The 21214-nt window shown below is 68.0% G+C and carries 12 protein-coding genes and 1 tRNA gene; 6 read left to right on the top strand and 7 right to left on the bottom strand.

Translation table 11 applies throughout. From position 1 onward, the window contains the following. Nucleotides 1-31 precede the first annotated feature (31 nt). Nucleotides 32-4408: an FtsK/SpoIIIE domain-containing protein gene (locus tag ACOQPQ_RS01205; RefSeq protein ID WP_420637618.1), complete on the top strand. Its 4377-nt coding sequence runs from the start codon at nucleotides 32-34 to the stop codon at nucleotides 4406-4408. A gap of 26 nt (nucleotides 4409-4434) precedes the next feature. Here the strand turns inward: ACOQPQ_RS01205 and lysA are convergent, their stop codons facing one another. Both lysA and ACOQPQ_RS01195 read right to left on the bottom strand, forming a co-directional pair. Then, nucleotides 4435-5703 (bottom strand): diaminopimelate decarboxylase, encoded by a 1269-nt coding sequence (gene lysA / locus ACOQPQ_RS01200; RefSeq protein WP_420637617.1) that lies wholly within the window; start codon nucleotides 5701-5703, stop codon nucleotides 4435-4437. Between the two features lie 8 nt (nucleotides 5704-5711). After that, a complete protein-coding gene (locus ACOQPQ_RS01195; RefSeq protein ID WP_420637616.1) occupies nucleotides 5712-7346 on the bottom strand; it encodes an arginine--tRNA ligase in 1635 nt (544 codons plus the stop codon). A 173-nt stretch (nucleotides 7347-7519) separates the two neighbouring features. On the opposite strand from ACOQPQ_RS01195, the gene ACOQPQ_RS01190 reads away from it, so the two are divergent. Beyond that, a tRNA-Arg gene (locus ACOQPQ_RS01190) sits at nucleotides 7520-7592 on the top strand. A gap of 190 nt (nucleotides 7593-7782) precedes the next feature. Here ACOQPQ_RS01190 and ACOQPQ_RS01185 read toward each other — a convergent pair. After that, nucleotides 7783-9057: a DUF222 domain-containing protein gene (locus tag ACOQPQ_RS01185; protein WP_420637615.1), complete on the bottom strand. Its 1275-nt coding sequence runs from the start codon at nucleotides 9055-9057 to the stop codon at nucleotides 7783-7785. Between the two features lie 396 nt (nucleotides 9058-9453). Between ACOQPQ_RS01185 and ACOQPQ_RS01180 the strand changes: the two genes are divergently transcribed. Next, nucleotides 9454-9771: an AAA family ATPase gene (locus ACOQPQ_RS01180; RefSeq protein WP_420637614.1), complete on the top strand. Its 318-nt coding sequence runs from the start codon at nucleotides 9454-9456 to the stop codon at nucleotides 9769-9771. Nucleotides 9772-9878: 107 nt separating this feature from the next. Here ACOQPQ_RS01180 and ACOQPQ_RS01175 read toward each other — a convergent pair whose 3' ends face one another. After that, nucleotides 9879-13496 (bottom strand): S8 family serine peptidase, encoded by a 3618-nt coding sequence (locus ACOQPQ_RS01175; protein ID WP_420637613.1) that lies wholly within the window; start codon nucleotides 13494-13496, stop codon nucleotides 9879-9881. 492 nt (nucleotides 13497-13988) lie between these two features. Then, a complete protein-coding gene (locus ACOQPQ_RS01170; protein ID WP_420637612.1) occupies nucleotides 13989-16694 on the bottom strand; it encodes a S8 family serine peptidase in 2706 nt (901 codons plus the stop codon). A gap of 15 nt (nucleotides 16695-16709) precedes the next feature. On the opposite strand from ACOQPQ_RS01170, the gene ACOQPQ_RS01165 reads away from it, so the two are divergent. Both ACOQPQ_RS01165 and ACOQPQ_RS01160 read left to right on the top strand, forming a co-directional pair. Continuing rightward, the gene (locus ACOQPQ_RS01165; protein WP_420637611.1) at nucleotides 16710-17798 is read left to right on the top strand and encodes a hypothetical protein; all 1089 of its coding nucleotides are present in this window, start codon (nucleotides 16710-16712) and stop codon (nucleotides 17796-17798) included. Between the two features lie 320 nt (nucleotides 17799-18118). Then, complete coding sequence (locus ACOQPQ_RS01160) at nucleotides 18119-19249, top strand: Coenzyme F420 hydrogenase/dehydrogenase, beta subunit C-terminal domain (protein WP_420637610.1); 1131 nt, start codon at nucleotides 18119-18121, stop codon at nucleotides 19247-19249. A gap of 51 nt (nucleotides 19250-19300) precedes the next feature. On the opposite strand, the gene ACOQPQ_RS01155 is transcribed toward ACOQPQ_RS01160, so the two are convergent. Both ACOQPQ_RS01155 and ACOQPQ_RS01150 read right to left on the bottom strand, forming a co-directional pair. After that, the gene (locus ACOQPQ_RS01155; RefSeq protein WP_420637609.1) at nucleotides 19301-19669 is read right to left on the bottom strand and encodes a hypothetical protein; all 369 of its coding nucleotides are present in this window, start codon (nucleotides 19667-19669) and stop codon (nucleotides 19301-19303) included. A gap of 113 nt (nucleotides 19670-19782) precedes the next feature. Continuing rightward, nucleotides 19783-20457 (bottom strand): uracil-DNA glycosylase, encoded by a 675-nt coding sequence (locus ACOQPQ_RS01150; RefSeq protein WP_420637608.1) that lies wholly within the window; start codon nucleotides 20455-20457, stop codon nucleotides 19783-19785. 94 nt (nucleotides 20458-20551) lie between these two features. On the opposite strand from ACOQPQ_RS01150, the gene ACOQPQ_RS01145 reads away from it, so the two are divergent. Further along, complete coding sequence (locus ACOQPQ_RS01145; RefSeq protein WP_420637607.1) at nucleotides 20552-21196, top strand: MSMEG_4193 family putative phosphomutase; 645 nt, start codon at nucleotides 20552-20554, stop codon at nucleotides 21194-21196. The last annotated feature ends 18 nt before the right edge of the window (nucleotides 21197-21214 follow it).

Genomic DNA, 21214 nt, shown 5'->3' with positions numbered 1-21214 from the left:
CCCAACCGGTCGCCCACGGTTGCTGTCGCCGGTGCGCCTATTCGTCGACGGCCCCGACGGTGGTCGGGAGGTCAGCATCATCGGCGCGGCGCCCCGCGACGTCAGAGAGCTGGCCGAGATCCTGGGCCTGCCCGAACCCACCGACGGACTGTGGGTCGAGGATCAATGGGTGGACGCCGACCGGCGGCTCGACAAAGCCGGGGTGTGCGACGGCGCCCGGGTGGGACTCCGACCGGGTTCGGGCCCGGACCAGCCCGGCTGGACCCTGGAGGTGGTGGGCGGCCTCAACGCCGGCCACCGGCATCCGGTGCCGGCGTCCGGGCTGAGTTTGGGCCGCGCCCCCGACGCCGACTTGTCCCTGACCGGCGTGGGCCTGCGGCCCCACCACGCCCGTCTGGAGTGGCGAGAGGGCCGGATCGTCATCCACATCGGCGACGGGCCGTCCGGCGACCGGGAACCGCCGGAGCCAATGGTCCTGGCGCCGTCCACGCCGCGGCGACAGGGCCGGGCCCTGGTACAGGTGACCGACGCACCGGACGACCGGCCCAGGCGCCAACTCGACCCCCAAGCCCTAACCGCCGGCGGAAAGATCGCCTTCAATCGCCCGCCCCGACCGGAACCGACCGCCACGCCCCCGCCCATCCCGGCCCCGGCCCAAGGGTCGCCGCGAACCACCCGGGCCACGGCCTTCGGCTGGGCCGCGCTGGCCGGGCCGCTCGTGGTCGGCCTGCTGATGGCCGTGCTCTACAGCCCGTACATGGCCCTGTTCGCCCTCCTCAGCCCGCTGATGGTGGGGGCCACCTGGTTCGACAACCGCCGCCGCGACCGATCCGAGGGCCAGCGGTGGCGCCGCCAGGCCCACGCCGCCCTGGAGGAGTTTCGGGCCGCGGCCTCCGACGCCCACCGGGCCGAACTCCGCCGCCTGCGCGAGCGGCATCCCCACCTGGGCGAGGCGGTGCGGCGGGTCCGCCAACCCAGCATGCGATTGTGGGAGCGGCGTCCCACCCACCCCGACTTCATGGCGCTGGTGGCCGGCCACGGCGCCCGGCCCTTCGAGCCCGATCTGGTGGTGGACGGTCCCCGACCGGCAGAGGCGGTCGCCGGTGTGCTGGACGATCTCGGGCCGCTGCTCGATGCGCCCCTGGTCGTGGGTCTGGGACCGGGCCGACTCCTGGGCTTGGTCGGACATCGCCAGGTCACCACCGCCATCGCCCGGGCCCTGCTCATCCAGGCGGTGGCCCATCACGGCCCGGCCGATCTGGCGGTGCTGGTGGCCGCCGACGAGGTCACCGCCCCGGCCTGGACATGGACCTCGTGGCTCCCCCACCTTCGCCACCCGGCCGTCGGCCGAGACCGGCTGTTGGCGGCCCATCGCCAAGCCGCGGCCGATATCACCGCCGAGATCACCGAGGCCTGGGACCGAAACGGCAACGCGCCCTGGCCCCAGCTTCTGGTGGTGGCCGACGGCGATCAACTGGCCACCGGCCGAACCCCACCGTTGCGCTCCCTGCTCCAGGGATCGGCCGGGCCGGCCTCGGGCATCGTGTTGGCCGACGGCCTCGACCAACTCCCCGCCGCCACCACCACCGTCCTCGACGCCATCAATGCGAACGGCATCGTCGATCTGACCGACGCCGGGGTGACCGTCGGATCGGTGTTGGCCACCGGCATGAGCCTGGACCTGGCCCGAACGGTGGCCCGTAAACTGGCCCGCTACGACGATCCCGAGCAGTCGGGCGACCGCCTCGGCATCGCCGACCACGCGTCGCTGATCTCCCTGCTCGACCTGCCTGTTCCCGACCAGACCGGCACCTCCGAGGCAGCCGCACCCGAGGGAGCCATGTCCGAGGCTCTTTCTGAGGCCGTGGCCGCCCGCTGGCACCACAGCACCCCCACACACGGCCTGGCGGCCCCCATCGGGGTTGACCACCAGGGGCTGCTCCTGATCGACCTGGCCGCCGACGGCCCTCACGCGTTGGTGGGGGGCACCACCGGGTCGGGCAAGAGCGAGCTGCTGCGCACGTTGGTGGTGTCGCTGGCGGTCACCCACTCTCCGGAGAAGGTCAACTTCGTTCTGGTCGACTACAAGGGGGGCAGCGCCTTCGACGCCTGCGCCGGCCTGCCCCACGTGGTGGGGATCGTCACCGATTTGGACGACCGGCTGGCCGAACGGGCCCTGCGCTGCTTGGAGGCCGAACTCCGTCATCGGGAAGAGGTGTTGCGCCGCCGAGGGGCGGCCGACCTGGACCATTACCGGGCGATGCAGCAAGCCACGGACCAGCGCGGGGAGCCGGGCGAGGAGCCCCTGCCCCGGCTGGTGGTGGTGATCGACGAGTTCGCCACCCTGGTGGCCGAGTTGCCCGGCTTCGTGGACTCGCTGGTGAGCGTGGCCCAGCGGGGTCGCAGCCTGGGCATCCACCTGGTGCTGGCCACCCAGCGGCCGGCAGGGGCGGTCAACGCCAACATCCGCACCAACACCGCCCTGCGCATCGCCCTGCGGGTGCTGGACGCCGCCGACTCGGTGGACGTGCTCGACAGCCCCGAGGCCGCCGCCATCGGCCGCCACCAACCCGGTCGGGCCTTTGCCCGCTTCGGCCCCGGCGAGCTGGTGGAGTTCCAGAGCGCCCTGGTCACCGGGGTCACCGCCGGTTCGCCGGGTCCCCAGGTGGTGCCCGCCCCCGACGGCCTGCCGGTGGCCCCGCCAAAGAAAGACAGCGCCGCCAACACCGCCAACGAGAACCCCGCCAACCGCCCCGCCGACAGCGCCAACGAAATCACCGACGACATAGCCCACGAGATCGCCCCCGACAGCCCCGACGACCTGACCCGACTGGCCGAGGCCGCCTGCACGGCTTGGGCCAACGGCAAGGGCAGGCCGCCCCGCCGTCCCTGGCCCGATCCCCTGCCCGCGCGCGTCTCACTGGAGTCGCTCGAGGCCCTGGAACGACGCAGCCCGGACCCTGACGGCGTGGCTTTCGCCCTGGCCGACGACCCCGACGGCCAGCGTCAGTACCCCCTCATCTGGGATCACCGCCGGAGCAATGTCTTGTTCGTGGGCACTCCGGGCAGCGGCACCTCCACCGCCCTGGGATCGCTGGCCGTGGCCTTGGCCGGCCGCCACCCGCCCGGTGCGTGCCATCAGTACGCCGTCGACTCCGGATTGGGGGAGTTGGCCCCCCTGCGAAGGCTTCCCCACTGCGGGGCCGTGGTGGGGCCGGCCGAGCGCGACCGGATTGCCCGGCTGATCCGCCGCTTGGAGGGCGAACTCGACCGCCGCCGGAGCGGTGGGCAGAGCTTCCCCTCCGCCGCCTCCGGTCAAACGCCGGCACCGTTGGTGGTCACCCTCATCGACAACTGGGGTGGCTTGGTCAAGAGCCTGGACAACGTGGCCGACCTGGCCCTGCTCACCGCCTTGGAGTGGGTGTGGGCCGAGGGCCCCGCCGTCGGTCTGAACCTGGCGGTGGCCGCCGACCACCTCGGGCAGGTCAGCCGGGCTGTCCAAGCCGCCACCCCCCAGACCTACGTGTTCCGCCTGGGCGACCCCGCCCTGTACCGCCAGTGGGGCGTGGCCGTGGACGATCCGGGGGCCTTGCCCCCCGGTCGGGGCTTCGCCGTCCCCTCCGGGCTGGAGATCCACGTGGCCGTCCCCGACGGAGGCTTGGACGGAGCCATTCACACCGTGGCTGCTCGCCAGCCACCCCAGGGCGGCCCCCCACCGGTGGGGATCCTGCCCGCCACCGTGGATGCCGCCTGTTTGGACCCGGCCCGCCTGTCCGGTGCCCCGGTGTATCTGCCGCTGGGGTTGAGCGACGACACCTTGGCCCCCACCGGGCTGGTCCTGCACCCCGCGGAGCACGCCCTGATCGTGGGGCCGGCCCGCTCGGGCCGATCAACGGCTTTGACCCTGGTGGCCGCGGTGGCCCGAGGTGCCGGGGCCCACGTGGTGGCCCTGGCCCCCGAAGGGTCGGCGCTGGCCCGCTGCCCCGATGTCCACGTGGCGCTCCGCACCACCGACGACCTGGTGGCCGCCACCCGGTCCATTGCCACACCATTGCCGACCCCGCTACCGTCAACCGTGCTGGTGCTGATCGACGACGCCGAAACGGTCATCGACCACGGCGGCCACCTCAAGGCCTTGGCCGCCGACCCGCCCGACGGCCTGCACATCGTGGCCGCGGGCAACGCCGACCGCCTCCGCACCGCCTACGGCCACTGGACCGCCGAGATCCGCTTCTCCCGCACGGGAGTGCTGCTGCAGCCCAGCCCGCTGGACGGCGACCTGTTCGGCCTCCAACTCCCCTCCCGCCCGGCAATGGCCTCTCCGGGCACCATGGCCACCACCCCCGGCCGCGGCTACCTCGTCCACAACGCCCAACCCACCGTCATCCAACTCGCCCACCCCTCCTGAACCGGAGAGAGCCGCCCAGCCCCCCCTCAGAGGTCGTTGCGGAGGAGGTCGTCGTAGGTCTCGCGGCGCACCACCAGGCGGGCGTCGCCGCCCTGGGCGAACACCACCGCGGGGCGGAGCACCTTGTTGTAGTTGGACCCCATGGAGTGGCCGTAGGCGCCGGTGACCGGGGTGGCCAGGATGTCCCCCACCCGGATGTCGTTCGGCACCCACCCCTCCCGCACCAACAGGTCGCCCGACTCGCAGTGCTTGCCCACCACCCGCACCGCCCGGTCGCGTTCGCCGTCGGTGGCCCGAGGAAGGAACGTCTCGTAACCGCTGCCGTAGAGCACCGGGCGGGGGTTGTCGCTCATCCCCCCGTCCACCGCCACGTAGGTGCGAATGCCCGCCAGCTCCTTGACGGTGCCCACCTCGTAGAGGGTGACCGCGGCAGCCGCCACCAGGGACCGTCCCGGCTCCACACTCACCGGGGCATCGAAGCCGGTGGCCGCACATGCCTCGGTGATGGCCGTCGCCCATTCGGCAATGCTCGGCGCCGACTCCCCGGCCACGTAGGCCACGCCCAGGCCGCCCCCCAACGACAGCTCGGGCAACCCGTAGGGCCGGGCGAAACCGGCGATCACCTCCACCGCCCGCTGAAACGACGCCAGCTCGAACACCTGGCTTCCGATGTGGGCGTGCAGGCCCACCAACTCCACCGAGCGCGCCTGTTCCGCCCGGCGGATGGCGGCGTCGGCCACCCCGGTCGAGGCGGTGAAGCCGAACTTGGTGTCGTCTACCCCGGTGGTGACGTATTCGTGGGTGTGGGCCTCCACGCCGGGCGTGATCCGCAACAACACCTGGGGGCGGATTCCGGTCACCGAGTAGAGCGAGTCCAGGCGGTCGAGTTCGTCGAACGAGTCCACCACGATGCGGCCCACCCCGGCGTCGAGGGCGGCGGCCAACTCCGGGGTGGACTTGTTGTTGCCGTGCATCACCAGCCGCTCGCCGGGCACCCCGGCGGCGGTGGCCACGTGCAGCTCCCCGCCGGTGGCCACGTCGAGGTCGAGCCCCTCCTCGTGGACCAGCCGGGCCATGGCCAGGCACAAGAACGCCTTGGCGGCGTACGCCACCGACCCGGCGAAGGCCGCCTGGGCCTGTCGACAGCGCTCCCGGATGTGGTCCTCGTCGTACACGAACAACGGGGTGCCGAACTGTCGGGCCAACTCCAGGGTGTCGCATCCGGCAATGGCCAGCCGACCGGTGTCGTCCACCGAGGCGTTGTCGGGCAACAGAGACCGGGGAAGCGCCGACACCGCCGCCCCTACATGGCCTCGGGCGCGCCCACACCGAGGCTGTCCAGGCCCGCGGCCAGGCCCACCCGGGCGGCGTCGGTCAACACCAGCCGGGCCTGGGTGAGCTCGGGGGCGACGCCGGCGCCCAGCACGTGACAGTCGTGGTAGAAGCCGTGGACGCAGGAGGCGAAGTCCCGGAGCCAGGCCACCATCCGGTGGGGGGCCCGCTCGTCGGCGGCTGCCGCCAGCACTTCCCCGAACACGGAGAGCCGCCGCATGATCTCCAGCTCCCGCTCGTGGTCCAGCACCCCCAGGTCCACCTGGTCGACGGTTTGTCGCACCACCCCGTCGGCGTGGGCCCGGCTTGCGATGGAGCACAGCCGGGCGTGGGCCATCTGCACGTAGTGCACCGGGTTCTCCATGGCCTGGGAGGCCACCAGGGCCAGATCGAAGGTGGGGGTGGAGTCCATGGACTGGAGCAGGTAAGTGAACCGGGCGGCGTCGGCCCCCACCTCGGCGATCACCTCCCGCAGCTCGATGAGGTCGCCGGTCCGCTTGGACAGCTTGACCTCAACCCCGTCGCGCACCAGGCGCACCAACTGGGTGACCTCCACCTCCAGCCGCTCGGGGTCGCCGCCGAGGGCGGCCATGGCCGCCTTCATGCGGGCCACGTAACCGTGGTGGTCGGCCCCCCACACGTTGATCAGCAAGCCGTCGGGCCCGGCCCGGTCGAACTTGTCCCGGTGGTAGGCGATGTCGGGCAGCAGGTAGGTGTACTGGCCGTCGGACTTCACCAACACCCGGTCCTTGTCGTCGCCGAATTCGCTGGACCGCAGCCACCGGGCCCCGTCGGCCTCGTAGGTGGCCCCGACGGCCTCCAGCGCGCCCAGGGTGTCGTCGATGGCCCCGGCGTCCACCAGGGCCTGCTCACTGGACCAGGTGTCGAAGGCCACCGCCATCGAACCCAACACGTCGCGCTGGTCGGCCAACGCCCGTTCCCGCCCCCACGGGCGAGGGTCGGCCTCCGCGGGCATCTCCGCCGCCCACTCCGTGATGTACTGGCCGTGGTAGCCGTCCTCGGGGGCCGGTTCCCCGGCGCGGGCCGCCGCCAAGGATGCGGCGTACAGGTCCATCTGCGTGCCCCGGTCGTTGATGTAGAACTCCCGCTGCACGGTGTGGCCGCAGCGCTCCAGCAACCGGGCCACCGCGTCGCCGTAGGCGGCACCCCGGCCGTGCCCGGCGTGGACCGGACCGGTGGGATTGGCGCTCACGAACTCCACGATGACCGTACGTCCCCGGCCCAGATCAAGACGGCCGAAGTCGGCCACGCCCTGCGCCACCGCCTCCCGGATCACGCTGTGCAACCAGCTCGGCGCCAGCGTGAAGTTGACGAACCCGGGGCCGGCGGTGCTGACCTCGGCCACGTGTTCGGGCCGGTTGGCGTCCAGCCAGGCCACCAGCTCCTCCGCCAGTGTCCGGGGATTGCGCCCGGCACGCTTGGCCAGGGCCAGGGCGGCGTTGGACGACCAGTCGCCGTGTTCCCGGCGGGCAGGCCGCTCCAAGCCGGCCACAAAGCCGTCCGGCACCACCACGCCGGCGGCGGACAGGGCCGATCCGAGGGCGTCAGCCAGAGAGGTGCGGATGTCGGCCATGAACGGGGACATGGTACCGGCCCCCCATCGGCCACACGCACCCGGTTACCTAGCCCGCGAACTGGGCACGATCGGCAAGATGACCATATTCACGGAGTCTCCAGCCCACTGCCGGGGGCTATACTCTCTGGGAATCCCTAGGCACCCATTGGGCACTCACTTGGTCGGGTACTCACTGGGGCGTTGCCCACGTAGCTCAGGGGATAGAGCACTTGCCTCCGGAGCAAGGGGCCGCAGGTTCGAATCCTGCCGTGGGCGCCCAGTCAACCTCTCAACGGAGACCTGCCCGCGCCAACCACAACGGGTTCGCGGATCGGGACTTGCAGGCACTGAGCCACCCCTGACCTGCCAAGTGGGTTTCCCACCGACGCCGACCTGTCAGCCTTGCGGCACGGGGTGTGGGCCTCTTGGAGCATTCAGGCATTCAGTTTCGGCGGCTCGACTCGGGTCAAGAGAGTGAGACGGTTGTGTGCTTCTCGGCCGGGTCGGGGGGCTTGTCGCAAGATTCGGCCGGCCGGGACAGCTTGTGCCTGCGCCGCTTGTAGTAGGCGTGTTGGTGGTCGTCGCGGTGGGCCCGGCGGTGGCACCTCGGGCAGAGCAAGACGAGGTTGTCGATGTTGGTGGGTCCGCCTTGTTCCCAAGGGAGGATGTGGTGCACTTCGCACGCCTGGGCGGCGAGGCCGCAGTCGACGCAGTGTTGGTCTCTGGCGAACAAGGCCGTCCGTTGGGCTTGGTTGGGAGCACGCTGGGTGCGACCCAAGTAGAGGGGTTGACCATCGGTTCCGAAGATGGCCGGGATGATGTCGGCGTCACAAGCCAGGCGGCGCAGTTCTTCGATTTCGATGGGGAAACCGTCGATGAGCTCGGCGTCTTGGAGCACCCCGTAGATGGGGTCCCACTCAGCAGTCACCACCAACACCGTCTTCTGCGGCGCCGGTTCAGCAACCACACGATCTGCGACCTCACCTCCGGGGCTGCCCAGGCCGTGACCTGGCCCGTCGGCTGCGGGCGGCAGGGACAATCCATTGGCTGGCTCACCCTGCCCGCCGGCCTGGCCGGCGGGTTGTTGGGTCATCAAAGCCACCAGGGCATCGGCGTTGCGTTGGTGGAAGTTGCGTTCGTGGCCGGCCTTGGTGTCGTGGTGGAGCAGGCGGGTGTTCATGGCCGAAAGCGCGGTCTTGACTCGTTGGCCTGCGATGGCGTCGAGTTCGGCGTGGAGGATGACCATGTCGTCGTCCCCGTCGAACACACTGGCGGTACGCCGGGCCCGTTGGCGTTCCGTACGCGAGAGCCCGTCGACCGAGGCCCGCTGGTCCTCGCGGGTGGCCAGTGTCTTCTTGAACTGGTCGCAGTCCAGGCGCATAGCCTCCATGATCAACTCAACGTGTTCACCGTCGCCCAACGGCGCCCGGGCGTGGGAGGCGGAGATCATCTCGGCGTGGTCCATGGAGATGTACCCGTCCTTGACCGCCCCCAACACATCGGGCAACGCCCGCAACCCCGAGGCCACCTTGGCCTGGCGGTTGGCCTTGTGGGCCTTGATCCCGAACTGCTTGCACACCGCGAACATGGCATCGTCGCCTTCGAGGTCGCCGAACCGGCCCAACACCCCAGCCAGGTACCCGTCCAACTGACGGCGGGCCACATCACCCTGCAACGCCACCTTCATCAAATCCGACGACCCCAACCCCGAATAATCCACCAACTCAAAACCAGCAATCACCGGCTGACCGGCACCACAAGTACAGCCAGGCTCGGCGGCAGAATCCCTGCTAGCAGTACCTTGATAAGAACCAACATCCATACATGACAGTATACCAACCCCGGTGACAACACCCCCCTGAATTTCTCAATTGATGCTCGATTTATCTGTCCATTTGAGCCACTTTCTCCATAGAGATAGAGCTGTATCCCAAGGCCATACTGCTACAGTTGCATCATTGGGTGCATGGAACCGGAATGCCCATCACGCACTCCTCCCACTACAACGGCTGGGCTGCTCCTCGGGGTGTCGGGAGCGAGAGCAAAGAGAGGCGCCTTGCGGGAGGGTGCCGTGGGCCGGGGGTGGCTGATTCAAAATGTGACTTTGAATTAGCAAGGCTGGGTTAGGCTGGGGGCCATGACCATTGAGCGTGATCTGGCGCCCCGGCTCGTCCGGGCGGCGCAGGCTTCGCCGGCCATCACCCTCACCGGGCCCCGCCAGAGCGGCAAGACCACCTTGTGCCGGTCGGTGTTCCCCGAGCACCCTTACGCCAGTCTGGAGGCCCCCGACGTCCGATCGTTCGCCACCGACGACCCTCGGGCGTTCTTGGCCCAATTCCCTTCCGGGGCGATCATCGACGAGGTGCAGCGGGCCCCCTCGACCAACAGCTCAGCCCAGTCCCCCATCCCCGCCTCACCGGCAGCCTCTTCCGCCGGCGCAGCCGGCACATTCTGATCAGTCACAGACATGATCCTTCCCGGCCCGCAACACCAAGCCGCGGACACTCAGACCACGCCCGATACACAAAATTCCTGACAGACCCCTCTTGGGTTTGGGCGGGGTCAGGTGGGGGTGGGTTGGGTTCGGTGGGGGGCGCATTCGTCGGTGGCTTCTTGGGCGGGTTCCCCGTAAGTTTCTTTGACCCTCTGGCATTGTTGGGCGAGGAGGATGTCGAAGAGGTGGGAGTTGTTTCGGGCGAGGGTTTCGAGGGCCTGTTGGCGGGCGATGGCGGCACGGCGGGTGCGGGGTAGTGAGCAGGTGTCGGCGATGCCGTCACTGTTGCTGTCGAAGGGGTAGGTGGTGGCCCCGCCGAGGCTGCGGTTCACGCAGAAGTCGGGCCCGGTGATGATGCCGGTGTAGAAGTCGGAGCCGGGTTCGGCGGGGTCCGGTTCTTGGTCGTTTGACGGTTGGGTGGCGGTGGTGGCGCCGCGGTGGGGGGCGCATTCGTCGTTGGCTTCCTGGGCGGGTTCCCCGTAAGTTTCCTTGACCTGTAGGCATTGTTGGGCGAACAGGGTGTCGAAGGCGGTGGGTTGCTGGGCGGCGAGGGTTTCGAGGGCTTGTTGGCGGGCGATGGCGGCACGCCGGGTGCGGGGTAGTGAGCAGGTGTCGGCGATGCCGTCGCTGTTGCTGTCGAAGGGGTAGGTGGTGGCCCCGCCCAGGCTGAGGTTCACGCAGAAGTCCGGGCCGGTGATCCCACCGGAATAGAACATCTCCTCGGCCGCTTCTTCCTCTGTGGTCTCCTCGGTCTCGTCGGCTTGGTCGTCCTCCGTGGCCTCGTCGGCTTCGTCGGTGTCGGTGGGTGCGGGGGTCGGGTTGCTGGGTGCTGTGGGTGGGGCCGGCGGGGGACGGAAGACGGGTGGTGGCGATACGGGTGCCGGTCTTCTGGGGGTGGCGGTGATCTCGTCGGAGTCGGCGTGGTCGCCGAGGAGGTTGGTGGCGCGGAGCTGGATCGAGTGGGCGGTACCGTTGGTGAGCCCGGTGAGGGTGTGGCGACTGTTCCAGGAAGAAATGGTGGTCCAGTCCCCGTAGTCCCCGTCCTGGACCTTGAGGCGGTACTGGATCAGGGTGGCCCACCCCAGGGGGTCCCAGGAGATGGTGATGCGCCCGTTACCCACGGATCGCACCGCCAGTTGGGGTTTGGTGGGGGTGGTGGCGACGGTCACGGTGAACCGGGTGGAGACCTGGTCATCGCGGTCCGCGGCGGTGATGGTGATGGTGGCGGTGCCGTCGGCTTGGCCGGTGACGGTGACCACACCATCGGCCACGGTGACACTGGCCACGTCTGCGGTGTCGGAGAGGGCGGTGTAGGTGAACTCCGGGTTATCGGGGTCGGAGAAGACCTCCTTCCCGTCGGCTTCCAGGTCCAGCGTCCAGGTCTCGCCCGGGGTGAGGGTCCGGTCGGCGACGGGATTGGCCACAGCAGACGGGCAGTTGACCGGTTGAGGGCCCAGTTCCGTCCACGTGGCGGTGCCGTCACCGTTCGTGTCCACGACAAGGGCCGGATAGTGGCAACTCAATCCGAAGTCCCAGGTGGCCTTGTGCCAACCGGTGTAGATGCCGGTGTAGTCGGCGGCGTCCACCGCGGTCTCGGTGTCAGTCTGCAACTCGGCGGTGGTCTTGGCCCCGGCATCGGGGCTGCCTGCGCTTTGGGTTTGGCCGGTGGTGGTGGTGTCCCAGTAACCGTGGGTGACCGTGCCGTCGTTGTGGCCGACCAGGCCGCCCACCGACTCGTCGGTGCTGTCGGCGTGGGTGAAGACCTTGCCGGTGGCATAACCCGTGGCGATGGTGCCGCCGGTCCGGTTCGAGCCGACCAACCCGCCGACCGCGGTGATAGCCACAGAGGTGTCACTGGTGGTGCCGCCGGTGACCGGCCCGGACGCATACGCGTCGGCTACGGCCCCGCTGTTGCTACCGATCAGGCCGCCGGCGGTACCGGCTGAGCCTCGGCCAGCGACCGCGGCCAGGGAATAGCTGGTGGCAACCGACGCCGGATCATCGGCCGCATTGCTGTGGTTGCGACCGACCAGGCCGCCGACCACATCACCGTCACCCACCGCGGCCACCCGACCGGTGGCGTACACCCCGGAGACCGTGCCCCTGTTCGACCCGGCCAGCGCACCCACATACGAGGTGGCCGTCGCGCTGTCGCCGTCCTGCGGGCTGCCGGCGGTGATGCTCACGCCCTCGATGCCGAGGTTGCCGACCGTCGCCGTGGACCCCAAACGGGCGAATAAACCGAAATAATCGGACTGGTCGGCACCAGCCGCTACCCCACTCCGGTCGACGCTGATGTGCAGGTTCTCGACCGCGAACCCGTTCCCCTGGAAGGTGGCCGCGAACGGCTCCGCAGCGGGACCGGTCTCCGCGGTACCCGGCGTCCGGCCGACCGGCTCCCACCCCCGCCCCGAGTTCCACCAGGCGCCCCCGTGGTCGTCGGCGTCCACGTCACCGTCCCCGTCCGAATCGAAATCCAGCGAAGTAGTCAGCTCGTAACCGGTGCAGCCCGCCGGGGGGCAGCCCATCCCGTCCACCGCTTTGGTGAACGCCGCCAGATAGTCGGCTTGGGATGCCGGGTCCACAATACCGTCCCCGTCGAGGTCGTACCGGACGGCGTCGAGCTGGGCCAGGGTGGAGATCTCGATCAGGCCGTCGTCGTCCACGTCGTACTCGATCACGTCGAGGGCCTCCAGCACCGCGAAACCGTGACCCCACAAGTTGTTCGGATCGGGCATGGTGTCGGGGTCGTCCGGGGTGATGTCACGCTGAACGGCGCTGTCCTGGATATAGGACACGATCTCCTCGGGCGTGTCGTACGCCTCATTTCCGGCGAAGCGCTGCCTGACCAGCGCCACCAACCCGGCCACATGCGGCGACGCCTGACTCGTACCCCACATCCAACACGGATGCTCCCCCCGGGCAAAGACAGCCCGGGAGGTGATCCGGGCACAATCCACCCCCACCACATCGGGCTTGACCCTCCCGACCACCGTCGGACCCCGATTGCTGTAGGGCTCCACGGTCATCGTGTCGTAGTATGGGGCCGCCCCCACCGTCAACATCCCCGGATTGGTGCTGTCGGCCGGAGTCACCAAGTGTCCCCACTCAGAAGCAGGCCCCAACTTTTGTCTGCCTAGAATGACCATCTGAAACCACTCGGGATACTCCTCGCACTCCTCGTCCACCTGCACCCGCAACTCGTAATCGGCATTGGCATTGTCGGCTTTCCTGGTGTAGTACAAGTCATCGTATTCGAATTGATCCTTTGTGCGTTGCTGACGCCTGCTGTATGACACCAATTCGCCGGTTTCCGCGTCATACAGGTACATCCCCAGACCACACTTTACGTCGGACCAATCCTCCTCCCCCTGCCGCATGGTGACGATGATTGTCTCTTCTGAGTCGATGTGGAGGTCATTGCTGAAATCAGGTTCATCCGCGGTGCCGAAATTGTGGATGACTATGGTATCGCCCTCATCATCGGTCACTTCGGTCGGCTGGAACTCGCTGTACCATGTCTTTTCGGCATTATTGCCGGCAATGTTCACCCACACTGCCCCACTCTCCACTACCAAGTCGATGGCCGCGTAAAGGCTGTCCCAGTAGGGTGATGTCCCGTCGCCGGGGCCCTCGAAGCCAACAGTAACGGAAAAGTTGACGACATCAACTCCTTGCTCAACCATCCACTCAGCCACAGGGTATGGCCGGGAGCCACCCGTTATCCGACCGACATACAAGGTCGCCTTGGGCGCAATGTCCATCAGCGACTCGGCCACCGCAGTTGCATGCGAAGCGGTATCAGGGAATGTGCCGCAATCAGATACGTCGTTGGTTTCAGTCCCATCATGGCAGCGGATGGTGACTTGTTCCGGCAGTTCACCCGATTCCTGCAGCGCGGCGAACTGTCCCAAGCCGAGATCGATGACCCCCACCTTCACCCCCTGACCCAAGTATCCGGCCCGGTGCCACGTGTCCGCATTGGTCAGCCACACCGCCTGGTTGCCCACCCCCGAATCATCCTGTCGGGCAACCCCCTCGCCCGACGCCCGCGCCTCCCCCGCCCAAACCAACACCAGGAGTACGACGGCAGCGGCAAGCACCAAGGCCAAGGGGACTGAGAGGCCCACCGCAGGGGCCACCGAACGAGCAGATCTCATCGCTTGGTCCTCACCCTCTCAGGTGAGGGTGTCATTCACCCAGTTGGGGGCGCACTCGTCGGTGGTTCGCCGCCCACATCCCGACCCCGCGCCGGCGCTTTCCGGAACATCCGAACGGTGGGGGGCGCACTCGTCGGTGGCTTCTTGGGCGGGTTCGCCGTAGGTTGCCCGGACCTGTTGGCATTGGCGGGCGAACAGGGTGTCGAAGAGGTAAACATTGTCTTCCGCCAAGGCTTCCAGGGCTTGCTGACGGGCAATAGCGGCGCGCCGGGTGCGGGGCAGCGAGCAGGTGTCGGCGATACCGTCACCGTTGCTGTCGAACGGGTAGGTGGTGGCCCCGCCCAGGCTGAGGTTCACACAGAAGTCCGGGCCGGTCACGCCCCCGGAGTAGAACTCGGGGCCGGGTCCGGTGGAAGCCGGTTGGGGGGCTGTCGGACCAGTGGAGCCGCCTCGGTGGGGGGCGCAGTCGTCGGTGGCCTCCTGGGCGGGCTCCCCGTAGGTTTCCTGGACCCGTTGGCATTGTTGGGCGAACAGGGTGTCGAAAGCGGCAGGGGGCAGGCCAGCCAGGGCTTCGAGGGCCTGTTGGCGGGCGATGGCGGCGCGCCGGGTGCGGGGCAGCGCACAGGTGTCGGCGATGCCGTCGCCGTCGCTGTCGAAGGGGTAAGTGGTGGCCCCGCCCAGGCTGCGGTTCACACAGAAGTCCGGGCCGATCACAACCCCGGAATGGGACGCCACTGCGGATTCGCTGACCTCCTGGGGATCGCTGACCTCCTTGGGCTCGCTGACCTCCTGGGGATCGCTGACTTCCTGGGGCTCGTCTCTCTCGACGAGATCGGAGGGCGATTCGTCGGACACGGCCGAATCCTCCTCGACCGCCGATTCCGGCGTGACGAGTTCGGAGGGGTCGGAGGGCGAGTCAGGAGACGCGCAGGCTATGGGTTGCCTGCCGTCACCGCCGGTGAGGGGCACAATCGCCGGATAGTGGCAGTTGAGACCGAAGTGCCAAATGTCCTTGGGCCAATCGGCATAGATCCCCGCGTAGTCGGGGGCGTCAACGAGGACCTCGGTGTCCTGTCGCAGCTCGACGGTGGTCTTGGCGGCGGTGTCCGGACTGCCCAAGCTGCTGGCCTGCCCGGTGGTCTCGCTGTTCCAGTAGCTGTTGGTGACGGTGTTGGAGGCCCCGTCAGCCACGAGCCCACCGGTGTCCCGGGTGCCGCTGACCACGGTGGTGGCGTAGCTGTTGGCGATGGTGCCCGACCAGGCCACCGCCACCAACCCGGCGGCGTCCACACCGGTGGCGGACCCGTGGGCGTAGCTGTCGGTAATGGTGACCTGCGAGACGGTGCCCACCAATCCGCCCGCAACCCGGCCGGAGGTGACGGTGCCGTTGGCGAAACTGCGGTTGATGTTGGCCAACGGGGAGTAGCTCGATCCGATGAGGCCCCCGGCGTCGTCTCGAGCGGTGACGGTGACCGCCGCCGAGCTGTAGCTGATGGTGCCGGTGTTGCGCCCGGCCAGACCGCCGGCTTCATCAGTGCTGCCGTCAGCGGTCACGGTTCCGGTGACGTGCACGTTGGTGATGGTCCCGTGATTCTCACCGACCAACCCACCGGCGTAGTAGCCGTCCGTGTTGTAGAAGCCGTCCGAGTTGTACCGGCCAGCGGGGCTCTCCACGGAGATCGACACGTCGGTGACGTTGAGATTGCGGACCTCTCCCTTACCGAAGAACTTGCCGAACAAACCGAAATATTGGAGCGGCTCACGATCATCAGCCGCTCCCACCGGGACACGGTTGGTGATGTGCAGGTTGGAGACGGTATGACCGTTGCCCTCGAAGACCCCCTGGTAGGAGCCCGGCCAGATAAGACTCACCAGGCCGTCCGAGATCGGCTCCCACCCCGCCCCGTCGTTCCACCACGCGCCGTCGTGATCCTCGGCGTCCACGTCGCCGTCACCGTCGGAATCGAAGTCCAGCGAAGCCGTCAGCTCGTACCCCACACACGCCGGATCGGCCTCATCCTCGTTGCAGCCCATCCCCGGCTTCGCCCCCCCGAACGCCGCTCGAAACACGTCGGCCTGCTCGGCGGTGATATGCGCGTCGGGGGTTCCGTCGACATCCAGATCGTAGCGCACGGCGTCGAGTTGCCCCAACGATCCCACCTCGATCAGGCCGTCGTCGTCGGTGTCGTAATCCCTGGTGAAGCTGTTGGGCAGCGTTGCGAAGCCGTGACCCCAGATGCTGTTGGGATCGGGCGAGACCCGTTGCGTCGCCTGATTCTTCAGAAACGCAGCCACCTCCGCGGGGGTGTCGAAGCCTTCATCGTCGGCGTAACGCTCCATCACCAACGCCGCCAGACCGGCAACATGGGGTGCCGCCTGCGACGTGCCACAAAAGCCCTTGATACCCTCCCTTGCGCTGGAGGAGGTGGGAGCACAGTCGGCAGCCACGATGTCGGGCTTGACTCGCCCGTCGCCCACGGTGGGGCCACGGTTGCTGAAGTCCTCCAACATGAAGGGGTTGTCCCACGGTGCCGCTCCAACCGCCAACATGCCCGGGTTGGCACTCTCCGCCGGGTTGCCGATCGTATGGGTGGAGGACAACAGGGTGGGGGAGATCGGCAACTTGGGTCGGGGCCACAACTGCATCCACGACGGTGGACTCTCACAATCCCTCATGCGAATGCGGAACTCATAGTCATCAATGTCGGTGAGTTTGTGTTGCATCTCCTCCAGGGGAACGTGACCCGGATCCCCGGATTGTTCGTTGTCAGCGATCGCAACCACCTGGTCTTGGTCGGGTCGGTACAGCTCCAGGTCGAGATCGCACTCGGCGCCAACATCGTCCTCGTCAACGGCCCAGTTGTCCTCCCACCGAAAATAGGCAAGCCAAGTCTCGCCGAGCGAAAAAACTGTTCTCGACGGCAGGCCGTATACCGGATCCGAAGCGGTACCGAAGTTGTGCAGATCACTGTTGTCCCCTTCGCCGGGCACAAAGGGCCCATGCCACATCTCCTGGCTCTCGTTGCCGGCCGCATTGGTCCACAGGATGCCAGCCTCTACTGCGGTATCAATGACATTCAGGGGGCTGTTCGACACCGGCGAAGTGCCATCGCCGGGTCCGTCGAATGGCCATACGATAGAGTGGTTGATGATGTCCACCCCTTCCTCGATCATCCACTTCACAGATTCCAGAAGCTCTCCTTGGCTTTCGATGTGAGCGAGATAGTACTCCGCCTGGGGAGCTATTTTGTAGATGGACTCAAAGGTGTCAGTTCCATGGGTGGAATGATTGCACTGCCACATCATGGGTTTGACAACCCGAACCACCTTGCCCTTACTATCGCTGTTATCCTCATCTGCATAGCAACGGACAGTGGCTTGTGGTATCACCCCAAGTTTGCTCAAGTATTCGTAGTCGGCGAAGCCAAAGTCAATAATGCCGATCTTTACACCCTCACCGGTGATGCCAGCATGATGCCAGGTATCGGCGCCGTGGACGCGCGCCCCCTCGCCGACCGGAAGAGAGGACCAATCCTGTTGTACAGGGATCGGCTTGGCGGTCTCGGTGATGCGCGCCACCCCATCGACGTCCGACAATTCCGCCAACAAGCCCACCGGGACATCGGCCTCGATGAAGTCCACACCCACATGGCGTGGGAGCACTCCTTGCTCGCGCAGCCAGGCGACAATGTCTCCGACTGCATCGAACGAGTACACCGTGATGAGCACCGTCTCCTCCTCGGAGAGCAGCGCCGGATTCACCACGTCACCGTCCGGAATCCCGCCGCCGCCTCCTGGAGATTGGCCCTGGCCGTTCCCGGCCACTAGCCGACGGAGCACCGAGTCAAGCCGGGAATATTCATGTTTGGGCGGGGTGCCTTCACCGTTGGCTTGTCCGGTGCCGTCCTGCCATTGGCTAGCTGTGTCGGGATCCGAGCCGGATGACTGAGGGTTGCCCTCGGGGTCGGCCGCGGCAATCGGCGCCGTCACTCCGGACGAAATCACCACCACCGCGGCGGCGGCCAACGCCGACCGCGCACGATGTCTGAGCACCCCCATACCCATCTATGGTATGTCACGCCCTTGCTCCCACCGGTAACCGGTGTGTGAATGCACCTTGAACATGGCAGACGTGGCAGAGTCTCTCCATGGCCGAGACCAAGGTTCGCTGGACCCACCAGTGGAAGGAACTCTACGAAGAGGTCGTCGACAGCGGGCTGTGTACCGGCTGTGCCGGCTGCGTTATCGCCTGCCCGCACGACGTGATCGGCTACCGCCATGAGCCCGGCCAATACAAGCCGTTCCATCTCGAAGAAGAGCTGGGGCTGTCCGACTGTATTCACGGCCAGAAGGGCTGCACGTCCTGCACCCGGGCTTGCCCTCGTTTTCGCACCTGGGAGGCCGAGGCCGACGAGCACCTCTTCGGACGCATCCGCAACTCCGAGGAGGTGTCGGGCATCTTCAGCGACATCCTGCTGGTTCGGGCCAGCGACGACCACGTGTACGAGGTGGGCCAGGACGGCGGACTGGTGTCGGCCATCCTGATCTGGTGCCTGGAGAACGACGTGATCGACGGGGCCCTGACCTCATTCCTGGAAGGCGGCGACACCGACGGCTGGAAGGCGGTCCCCGGATTGGCCGTCAACCGGGAGGAAGTGCTGCGGGGCGCGGGCAGCCGCTACACCTACTCGGCCAATCCGTTGGCCTACCGGGAGGCCAAGGAGCAGGGCCTGGGTCGCCTGGCCCTGGTGGGCATGAGCTGCCAGACCTCCATCGGGCCGGTCATGTGGAATCGCAAGGTGGGCAAGGTGGGTCGGCCCATCAAGCTGAACATCGGGCTGTTGTGCTCCAAGAGTTTCGACGACTCCATGTTCGAGGAGCTGCTGTGGGTGAAGTACGGCCTGGCCACCGACCAGATCGCCAAGATGAACATCAAGGGCGTGTTCCAGGTGTGGATGAAGAACGGCGACTACCACGAGATCAACCTCAAGGAGTGCCACGCCTGGACCCGGGAGGGCTGCAACCACTGCCCCGATTTCGCCGCCGAGCACGCCGACATCTCCACCGGCGGCATCGGCGACGCCACCGACTGGACCCTCACCGTGGTGCGCACCGAGTTGGGCCGCGCCGTCATCAACGCCATGTTGGACGACGGGGTGATCGAGGCCCGACCGGGTGACGACGACCCCGCCGCCGTGGCCCTGATGCACAAGCTGGCGGCCAAGAGCCGCCAGCGGTGGCCCGAGTGGGCCGAGAGCACGGTGCGGATCGGCGCCTGAGCAGGCCAGACCCGCCCGGCCGGCGCCCGCCGCCGGCCGCACCCCAACCGATCAGACGCCCGATTCCTCCAAGATGCACTGGCGCATGATGGCCCTCACCGTCTCGGTGAGGTCGGCGTTGATGTTGCTGCGCAGATCGTCATCGAGTTCCTTGAACTCGTCGAAGGTCAGCTCCTGTTTGATCCGGTCGTAGCCGCACTTGCACACGTCGGCCAGGTTCTGGGTGACCCGCTCGTCCAGGTCGTCGAGGCCCGCTTGCTCGCACCCGTCACGGAAGTTCCGCTCGGCCTGGCCCACGTTGGGCACCCCCCGGTACTCGGCGGGGTTGTCCTCATAGGAGATGGGGGCGCCGGAATTGCCACAGGCGGCGGCCACCAACATCAGCGCCACCACCAACACGAACATCCGGCCCTTCGTCACGGCCCCAAAACTACCGCCCACCCCGGCCCGGTCGCGAACCATTGCCCACCCGGGGCGCCATTCGGCCCGGTCGCAAGCCATTGCCGTTGCGAATCCCCGAGACTCCCGGTGGGTCAACCGGCAGGGGCGCCCGCCAGCTCCAGGGCCCGGGCGAACACCTCGTCGAGCATGTCGGGGGTGAGCCGACCGGTGAAGGTGTTCTGCTGGCTCACGTGATACGAGCACAGCACGGTGGCCCCACCGGGAGCGGGTGCCGCCAGGCCGTGGGCGAAGGCGGGCCGGGGCCGGATCCCCAACTCGGCGGCCAACGCTCCGTACCCGATGGCCCCCAGGGCGACGAACACCCGGACCTGGGTCAACAGCGCCAGCTCCCGCATCAAGAAGGGGCGGCACGCCTCCCGTTCGGCCGCCGTGGGCTTGTTCTGGGGCGGGGCGCACCGCACCGGCGCGGTGATGTACACGTCGTTCAGCACCAGGCCGTCGTGGCGGTCGGTGGCGTCGGGCTGGTTGGCCAGGCCCATCCGGTGCAGCGAGGCGTACAGGAAATCGCCCGACCGGTCACCGGTGAACATCCGCCCGGTGCGGTTGGCCCCGTGGGCGGCCGGGGCCAGGCCCACCACCACGATGCGGGCCTCGGGGTCGCCGAAGCCCGGCACCGGCCGGCCCCAGTACGTCCATTCCCGATAGGCCGCCCGCTTGACGGCGGCCACCTCCTCCCGCCAGGCCACGAGTCGGGGACAGGCCCGGCAGGCGATAACATCTAGGGCCAGTTGGTCCAACGAATCCACCACCGGGAAGCTAGCCCCACGGCAGGCACCACCGGCCACCGGCCCACCACACCACCGGGTTGAGCGATTGTTGAGCAAGCCAGGTATCACAACGATGGCAGAGAAATCCCGCAAACCCACCCTGATGCTGTTCGTGCGCCACGGCCAGACGCCCACCACCGGGGCGGTGCTGCCCGGCCGGGCGCCGGGCCTGCACCTGAGCGACCAGGGCCGCCGCCAGGCCGAGCACGCCGCCGAGCGCATCGCCGCCCTGGGGGCCAAGCGCATCGGGGCGGTTTACGCTTCGCCCATGGAGCGGGCCCAAGAGACGGCCGCCCCCATCGCCCGAGCGGTGGGCCGCCGGGTGCGGGTGCTCGACGGCCTGAACGAGTGCGACTTCGGGAAGTGGACCGGCCGCCGGCTCGGCGATCTGCGCCGCCGCCGGGATTGGCAGCAAGTGCAGCGCAACCCCAGCAGCTTCCGCTTCCCCGGCGGCGAGTCGTTCGCCGAGATGCAGAACCGGATGACCGACGCCGTGTACCACCTGGTGGCCCGCCATCCCGGTACCACCGTGGTGGCCGTCTCCCACGCCGACACCATCAAGGCGGCGGTGTCGCACGCCTCTGGCGCCCACCTCGACATGTTCCAGCGCATCGTGGTGTCGCCCTGTTCGATCACCGCGGTGCTCTACGGCACCGGCGACCCGCTGGTGCTGGCCACCAACAGCACCTCCGACCTCACCGCGTTGGTGCCCTCATGACCGGCGGGCGCCAGTCAG

It is taken from the genome of Candidatus Poriferisocius sp. (assembly GCF_965219775.1).
In the GTDB taxonomy this organism is placed as follows: domain Bacteria; phylum Actinomycetota; class Acidimicrobiia; order Acidimicrobiales; family Bin134; genus Poriferisocius.
This window is presented reverse-complemented; position numbering and strand designations above follow the sequence as displayed.

What these genes read in the sequence shown, in the direction of transcription:
- ACOQPQ_RS01160 (WP_420637610.1), top strand. Translation starts at nt 18,119, where the DNA reads ATGGCCGAGACCAAGGTTCGCTGGACCCACCAGTGGAAGGAACTCTAC.
- ACOQPQ_RS01170 (WP_420637612.1), bottom strand. Translation starts at nt 16,694, where the DNA reads ATGCAACACAAACTCACCGACATTGATGACTATGAGTTCCGCATTCGC.
- ACOQPQ_RS01145 (WP_420637607.1), top strand. Translation starts at nt 20,552, where the DNA reads ATGGCAGAGAAATCCCGCAAACCCACCCTGATGCTGTTCGTGCGCCAC.
- ACOQPQ_RS01195 (WP_420637616.1), bottom strand. Translation starts at nt 7,346, where the DNA reads ATGTCCCCGTTCATGGCCGACATCCGCACCTCTCTGGCTGACGCCCTC.
- ACOQPQ_RS01180 (WP_420637614.1), top strand. Translation starts at nt 9,454, where the DNA reads ATGACCATTGAGCGTGATCTGGCGCCCCGGCTCGTCCGGGCGGCGCAG.
- ACOQPQ_RS01175 (WP_420637613.1), bottom strand. Translation starts at nt 13,496, where the DNA reads ATGGTTGAGCAAGGAGTTGATGTCGTCAACTTTTCCGTTACTGTTGGC.